Raw genomic sequence first — 6751 nt, 5'->3', positions numbered from 1 at the left:
GCGGCGGGTCGCAACACGCTATGACAGATGCCCGAACGTCTTCTTCTCAGCCATCTGCCTCGCTGCAACCGTCATCTTCTGGCTATGAGTCCTGAGCCTAGGCTGAGTGGCACAGGCAAGCCCTACCGGCATGATAATGCGGGGCCGGGGCAAAAGTTTTTCCAGGCCTCGTGCAGGGTTGTTACACTTTGATAAGAAGCATATCCGGCATTGCAAATCCTCTTTTCTCGCTATTGCGGGCCGAGGGGTGTAGAAGCTAGGCCTTCATCCTGTATGGAAGATCACCATGACGACCGTGTGCCGGACTATCGCAATTTCATCACAGCGGGCTCTATGCATCCGTCTGTGCCCCACCCCTGAGCAGGAGGGGTGTTCTGATCATGCGAAGGAGGCACGCCAGAGGATTTCAATATAATGACCGATACCTGCAAAGTCTTGATGATCTTTCCGCTTTTCAACGCCAATTCATTCTGGAACTACAAGGAAGCCTGCGACCTCGCGGGCGCGCGCTACCCGGCGGCCCCCCTTGGCCTGGTCACGGTCGCGGCCCTGCTGCCCAAAAACTGGGAAATACGGCTCGTCAACCGCAATACCGAAGAACTGACGGATGCCGATTTTGACTGGGCCGATATGGTCATGACCGGCGGCATGCTGCCGCAGCGCAATGATGCGCTGCACATCATTGCGCAGTGCCATGCCCGCGGCAAGCCGGTGGTGGTGGGCGGCCCTGATGTAACCTCCAGCCCGCCGCTTTACAGCGCCGCCAATTTTCAGGTTCTGGGCGAGGCCGAGGAAATCATGGATGATTTCGTAGCAGCCTGGCGCAGCGGCGCCCGGCAGGGCGTGTTTGAAGCGCCAATGGGCAAGACGGATGTTACAAAAAGCCCGTTGCCGCGCTTTGACCTGCTCAAGCTCGACCAGTACCTGCATGTGGGCATCCAGTTTTCACGCGGGTGTCCGTTCAGTTGCGAGTTCTGCGATATTATCGAACTGTATGGCCGGGTGCCACGCACCAAGACCAACGAACAGGTCATGGCCGAACTCGATGCCCTTTACGCGCTGGGCTATCGTGGCCATGTCGATTTTGTTGATGACAACCTGATCGGCAACAAAAAGGCGCTCAAGAAATTCCTGCCCGACCTGAAGCGCTGGCAGGAAGGGAAGAAATTTCCTTTCGAATTTTCAACCGAGGCCTCCATCAACCTCGCTGATGACGCCGACCTGCTGCGCAGCCTGGCCGATACGAATTTCTTCGCCGTGTTCGTCGGCATCGAAAGCCCGGATACGGACTCCCTGGTGCTGATGCAGAAAAAGCAGAATACACGGCGCAGCCTGCAACAGAGCATCGACACAATCCATAAGGCCGGGATTTTCGTGAATGCGGGCTTCATCGTGGGGTTTGACAGCGAGAAGGGCAGCGTCGCTCCCGGCATGATCGAGTGTATTGAAGATACCTCGATCCCGGTCTGCATGGTCGGCCTGCTTTACGCGCTGCCCACCACCCAGCTGACGCGCCGCCTGCTGGCCGAAGGGCGGCTGTTTTCGGGCAGCGAGCAGACCCAATCGGGCGATCAGTGCACGGCAGGCCTCAATTTCGAGACAAAACGGCCACGCCGCGACGTGCTGAGCGATTACAGGACCGTGCTCAGCACGATTTATGATCCGGTAGCCTATTTTGGCCGCGTGGGCCGACTTGGCCGCATGCTCGGGCGCAAGCGCAGCCACCGGATGGTGAAGGGCGACCTGCGCAGTTTCATGCGGCTTGTGATGCGCATTCACCGCGCCGGGCCTGGCACGGTCGGGCCATTTTGGCGGATGATGCTCGATTGCGCCCTGCATAACCCCAAGGCATTGCCCTATGTGGTCATGACCAGCGCGCTATACCTGCATCTCGGCCCGTTTTCGCGGCAGGTTGTCAGCGAGATCGACGGAGAGATCGAGAATGTTGACACCGGCCGCTGGCAGGCGCCGCCGGTTCTCGAGCCCGTCACCGCGGAACTGGTACCGGCCTGACCGGCATCGGCGTAAAGCTTTCTGAAAAAAAGCTTCACCACTGCCTTCCGGTTCCTGGCGCGACTGCGGGCAAAACCGTCAGCCGCGCCAATGCCTTTTCAGGTAGCCGGATCAGGCTTTGGCCGCTTTGGCTGCTTCCCGGGCCGCGTTCTTCTCTTCCTCGGTCCAGACCTTGCGCTCGCGCTTTTTCTGCGGCTTGACCTGCTTGACCGGGCCGCCCCCAAGCACGGGGGCGCGCATGGTGGAGTTGCGCGCGGCTTCCGAATGCCAGGGATGGTCCGCCTGCACGTCCAGCGGGCGGCCGATTTCGCGCTCCACGTCATGCAGCCAGGCGCGCTGCTCGGCATCGCAAAGCGTTATGGCGAAGCCCGTGCGGCCCGCGCGCCCGGTGCGGCCAATGCGGTGGACATAGCTTTCGGGCAGGCTGGGCAGGTCATGGTTGAACACATGCGTCACCGTATCGACATCGATGCCACGCGCCGCGATGTCGGTAGCCACCAGCACCTGTGCCGCACCACAGCGAAAGGCCTCGAGCGCACGCTCACGCTGCCCCTGTGATTTGTTGCCGTGCAGGGCCTCGGCCGTAATGCCCGCCTCGGTAATGAAGGCACAGACCTCGTTGGCGATGTTCTTCTGCAGGGTAAAGACCACGGCCTGGCCCATGCCGGGTGTGCGCAGCAGTTCCAGCAGTGCCGCCTTCTTGTCAGCCGCATCGACAAACATGACCGATTGCTCGATCCGCTCCACGGTGGTGGAGGGCGGCGTAATCTCGACCCGGGCCGGATCACGCAGCAGGCTCTCGGCCAGCGTGGTGATGGATTTTGGCATGGTGGCTGAAAACAGCACGGTCTGCCGGGCTGCGGGCAGGGTTGCGACAATACGCTCGATGGGCTTGGCAAATCCCATGTCGAGCATCTGGTCCGCCTCATCCAGCACCAGAGCCTCAAGCTGCGACAGGTCGCACGCGCCCTGGGTAATCAGGTCCAGCAGCCGCCCTGGCGTGGCCACGATGATGTCCACCCCCTCCTTGAGCGCATTGATCTGGTGAAACGGGCTGACGCCACCGAAAATCGTTGTAATGCTGGGCTTGAAGTGCCGCCCGAAGCCCGTAAACCCATCGGCGATCTGGGATACCAGCTCGCGCGTGGGGGCCAGTACCAGCACGCGCGCGCCACCCTTTGGCGCGGGGCGGGGGGTCATGGCAAGGCGATGGAGCAGCGGCAGCGCAAAGGAGGCCGTCTTGCCCGTGCCGGTCTGGGCCATGCCCAGCAGGTCGCGGCCTTCCAGCAGCATCGGGATGGACCCGGCCTGGATCGGGGTGGGGTGGGCGTAACCTTCCTCGGCCAGTGCGCTCAGGAGTTCTGGCGCCAGGGCAAGATCGGCAAAGGTCATGGACATGGTCAAGCAGCGCCTCCGGCGCTTTGTAAAGGCTACGCCTGTTCGGGCTTCGCTGGTGCGGGAGGGCGGACTATTACGGGGGGCACCGTGCCACGTCAACGCAGCCCGGCATGCCCGATGCCGGTTTTTGTCCCGGCCCACAGGCCGGAAGAGACGAACTGAAATGCCCCTTACATGCTGCTTGCATGTCATATTGCTATTGTATTCCCGTGAGGGATGACCGGAACATTCCGGCAGAAGCTCACATCGCTGGCCCGCGCGGCGCAGGATGTGCCAGGGCTTTTGCCAAGGGCGGCCGAATCTGTGGCGCCTGTCGTTTACGGTGCCAGATCATGACCCCCGTGACCGCCAGCATGCACACGACAAGCCCTGACACGCAGATGATGATACGACCGGCAAGCCCGGCTATCCTGCCGCTATGCCAGGGTAGCTGCAACTGCATCACCAGATTTCCCAACGCCCCGTAGCCGGGTATGTCGCCATCCGTCACCTGGCCGGTCTTGAGGTCGATTGTCACCATGGGGCTGCCCAGCCCGGAAGGGTCAGTGCCGTTATTGCTGAAAAGATAGAACAGGGCCGTTGCCCCATCAGGGTCCAGCAGCACGGCGGCAGGTCTCTCGGCATGGCCATGAGCGCGCGCAAAGCCTGCGGCAAGACTTTCGGCCTGGTCAATCGTAACCGGATGGGGGGGCACCTGCATGTCGGTCATCAATGGGTCTGTTGGCAGGATGGTCCGCACGACGGGGTTGAAGACTTCATCTTCAAGCGCCAGCGCCACCCCGCTTATGGCAATGCCGAGCAATACCACCCATAGCCAGAGCGAGACAGCCCGATGCAGGTCAAACGTGAGCCGTATGGCCGAGCGCTGGAAGGAAATCCGCCACGTTTTGCCCCATCTCCGCCAGAACGCCTGTCGCCATGCAGGCTGGTGCAACGGAAAGGTCAGGATAAGGCCGACAACACAGTCCATCGACCACACGATGGCCGAGATTCCCATGATCCATACACCCGTCTGGCCCAGATCGAGGGAATAATGAACCCGGTATAAAAAGGACATCAGCGCGCGACGGTGAAAACAGCATCCTTCTGTCGGTCGCATGCCCTGAATGCGCCCTGTGGCAGGATCGAGAAAGATTTCATTTTCAACCGGCCCCGTGCCACCTGCGACCTGTTCGGAAGAATAGGCCTCGATTGCATGGCCTGCCGGAGGGCGATAGAGCAGGGCGGTCACCCGTGCCTCGGGGTGCTGCGCCTGCAGGCGCGCAAGCACGGTTGAAAGCGGCAGGAGCCGTGCGGGGGCCGGAGCCTCATACAGGTCCGGATTGAGGGCCGCATCAAGTTCCGTGCGGAACACGCTGATACTGCCCGTCAGGCCTGCAATGAACAGGACACCCGCCAGCACCAGCCCCGCATAGCGGTGCAGGCGCACAAGGGCCGGACGAACGGTTCTCAGGGTCAGGGCAGCCATTGTGCAGGATCTGGCACGCCGGTCGGGGCGGGACAATGGAAGAAAATAAGACGCACTTGCATATTTAGTCCCCGCTTGGCCAAACGTCCTGCCGGGGCACCGCGTGCAGGAAAGCCCCGGATTGTATCGAAACATCACAGTGCAGTTCTTGCATTGATAATGATTCTTATATTCATATAAGGAAGGCACGTATCCCGTACGGACACTGACGCAAGCTGTCAAGGAATCTTCAGGCCGTGGCCTCGACCGATCATCTTCTGGAAACCTACCTGGCCAACAGGCCACGCTTCGTGTCGCTCGCGGCCTCCATGGTCGGCTGCACGGCACAGGCGGAAGATATTGTGCAGGATGCTTTTGTGCAGGTCGCATCCGTCCGGCGGCAGCGGATCGTTTTCAACCCTGTTGCCTACCTTACCACGATCATACGCAATCTGGCGCTCGATCATCTCCGTGCCGCGCGCAGGCAGATCCCGACCGAGATCGATCACACCCTGCTGGCTGATACAGGGGCGGGGTCCATATCGCCCGAGCTCCATTGCGGGCACCGGCAGGAACTGCATACCGTGGCCCATGCCCTGGGCAGCCTGCCACCACGCACCCGCCGCGCGTTCGAGATGTACCGCATCGGCGGTTACACATTGCACGAGATCGCAACCGTTCTGGGCGTTTCCACCACACGCGTGCACACGATGATCCAGATCGCGCTGGTGGCCTGTGCTGCGGCCCTGCCAGACATGGAGCCGTAAAGATTTTTCCCTTACCGTTGAAAAACCGGCCCTTGTTCCGTCCCTGTTGCTGGAAACACGTTCAACACCACCGGCGCGGAACGAAGGGGAGTGAACACGGATGAGCACACAGCCGACACAGGACGCCGAGCGTGCCATGCTGGAAGCCGCCGCCTGGAAAATCCGCCTGAATGCGGCACCGCATGATGAAACGGCACAGGCGGAATGCGCCACCTGGCGTGCGCAGGACCCCGGGCATGAACGGGCATGGCGCCGGATGGAACGCGCCTGGGCCGCCACGGGCCAGCTCTCCCCCGCAATGCGACCACATGACCGGCCTGCAACCATCAGGCCACCTGTTGCCGGCATAACTGCCCGGGCACGCCCGTTGCGGGTTGCGGCTGGCTGCATGCTTGCGCTGGCAGCCAGCCTGCTGGCCTTCGCAACACCAGACCTCATGTTGCGCCTGCAGGCTGATTATTACACAAAAACAGGCGAAACCCGCACGGTCAGCCTGCCGGACGGAACGACCGTGACCCTGGCGGGCCATTCCGCCATAGCCGTGCATTACGCGGGTCAGGAACGCAGGGTTACGCTGCTGGGCGGGGAGGCGTTTTTCAATGTCGTGCACGATGCACAGCGCGGCTTTGCCGTCAGGGCAGGAAACGTGACGACCCGCGATATCGGCACTGCCTTTGATGTGCAGATGGCAGGCCCCCATGTGAGTGTTGCAGTGCGCGAAGGGATCGTGAGCATTGCCCGCCGGTCCGACCCGGCCCTGCGCCTGACCGCAGGCCAGCAATGGACTGTCGATCAGCAGACGGGGCAGGCACGGCGCGGCACGATCGACCCGGAGGATGTCGGTGCATGGCGTTCGGGGCAGCTGGTGCTCAACGATGTCCGGCTGTCCGAAGCGGTTGACGTTCTGGCGCGCTACTATCCCGGCACCATCGTAACGCACGGCCTTGAGCACGACACCATCACGGTAGGCGGCGTGTATGACCTGCACCACCCGAAAGAAGCGCTAGAGGCCCTGTGCGCGCTGCATGGGGGCCGGCTTGTCTCGCTCCCTGCGGGCTTCACCCTGGTGCTGGCCGACCCCAAAACCCCCTGACGATCCTGACAGGCCAACAGTTTTTTGCATCGG

The 6751-nt window shown here is 61.8% G+C and carries 5 protein-coding genes and 1 pseudogene; 4 read left to right on the top strand and 2 right to left on the bottom strand.

Annotated features, from left to right (window positions below):
- Both CDI09_RS14505 and CDI09_RS14500 read left to right on the top strand, forming a co-directional pair.
- Positions 1-88 (top strand): annotated as a pseudogene (locus CDI09_RS14505) (IS5/IS1182 family transposase); the annotation flags it as partial.
- 326 nt (positions 89-414) lie between these two features.
- Positions 415-2013, top strand: a complete 1599-nt coding sequence (locus CDI09_RS14500) for a B12-binding domain-containing radical SAM protein (protein ID WP_078523915.1) — start codon at positions 415-417, stop codon at positions 2011-2013.
- Positions 2014-2124: 111 nt separating this feature from the next.
- On the opposite strand, the gene CDI09_RS14495 is transcribed toward CDI09_RS14500, so the two are convergent.
- Both CDI09_RS14495 and CDI09_RS14490 read right to left on the bottom strand, forming a co-directional pair.
- Positions 2125-3411 carry a DEAD/DEAH box helicase gene (locus tag CDI09_RS14495; RefSeq protein WP_078523916.1) on the bottom strand — a complete coding sequence of 429 codons (1287 nt, stop codon included), beginning with the start codon at positions 3409-3411 and terminating at the stop codon, positions 2125-2127.
- 241 nt (positions 3412-3652) lie between these two features.
- Positions 3653-4879 carry a PepSY-associated TM helix domain-containing protein gene (locus CDI09_RS14490; protein WP_167370155.1) on the bottom strand — a complete coding sequence of 409 codons (1227 nt, stop codon included), beginning with the start codon at positions 4877-4879 and terminating at the stop codon, positions 3653-3655.
- A 236-nt stretch (positions 4880-5115) separates the two neighbouring features.
- Between CDI09_RS14490 and CDI09_RS14485 the strand changes: the two genes are divergently transcribed.
- Complete coding sequence (locus CDI09_RS14485) at positions 5116-5625, top strand: sigma-70 family RNA polymerase sigma factor (protein WP_110571372.1); 510 nt, start codon at positions 5116-5118, stop codon at positions 5623-5625.
- A gap of 100 nt (positions 5626-5725) precedes the next feature.
- Positions 5726-6718, top strand: a complete 993-nt coding sequence (locus CDI09_RS14480; RefSeq protein WP_078523919.1) for a FecR family protein — start codon at positions 5726-5728, stop codon at positions 6716-6718.
- The last annotated feature ends 33 nt before the right edge of the window (positions 6719-6751 follow it).

Origin of the sequence: Komagataeibacter nataicola, assembly GCF_003207795.1 — a bacterium.
In the GTDB taxonomy this organism is placed as follows: Bacteria; Pseudomonadota; Alphaproteobacteria; order Acetobacterales; family Acetobacteraceae; genus Komagataeibacter; species Komagataeibacter nataicola.
Note: the sequence above shows the minus strand (reverse complement) of the source record. Positions and strands in the feature narration are given on the sequence as shown.

Bases quoted from the DNA above. Each gene is read 5' to 3' on its own strand.
- CDI09_RS14500 (WP_078523915.1), top strand. From the start codon at position 415: ATGACCGATACCTGCAAAGTCTTGATGATCTTTCCGCTTTTCAACGCC.
- CDI09_RS14495 (WP_078523916.1), bottom strand. From the start codon at position 3,411: ATGTCCATGACCTTTGCCGATCTTGCCCTGGCGCCAGAACTCCTGAGC.
- CDI09_RS14490 (WP_167370155.1), bottom strand. From the start codon at position 4,879: ATGGCTGCCCTGACCCTGAGAACCGTTCGTCCGGCCCTTGTGCGCCTG.
- CDI09_RS14480 (WP_078523919.1), top strand. From the start codon at position 5,726: ATGAGCACACAGCCGACACAGGACGCCGAGCGTGCCATGCTGGAAGCC.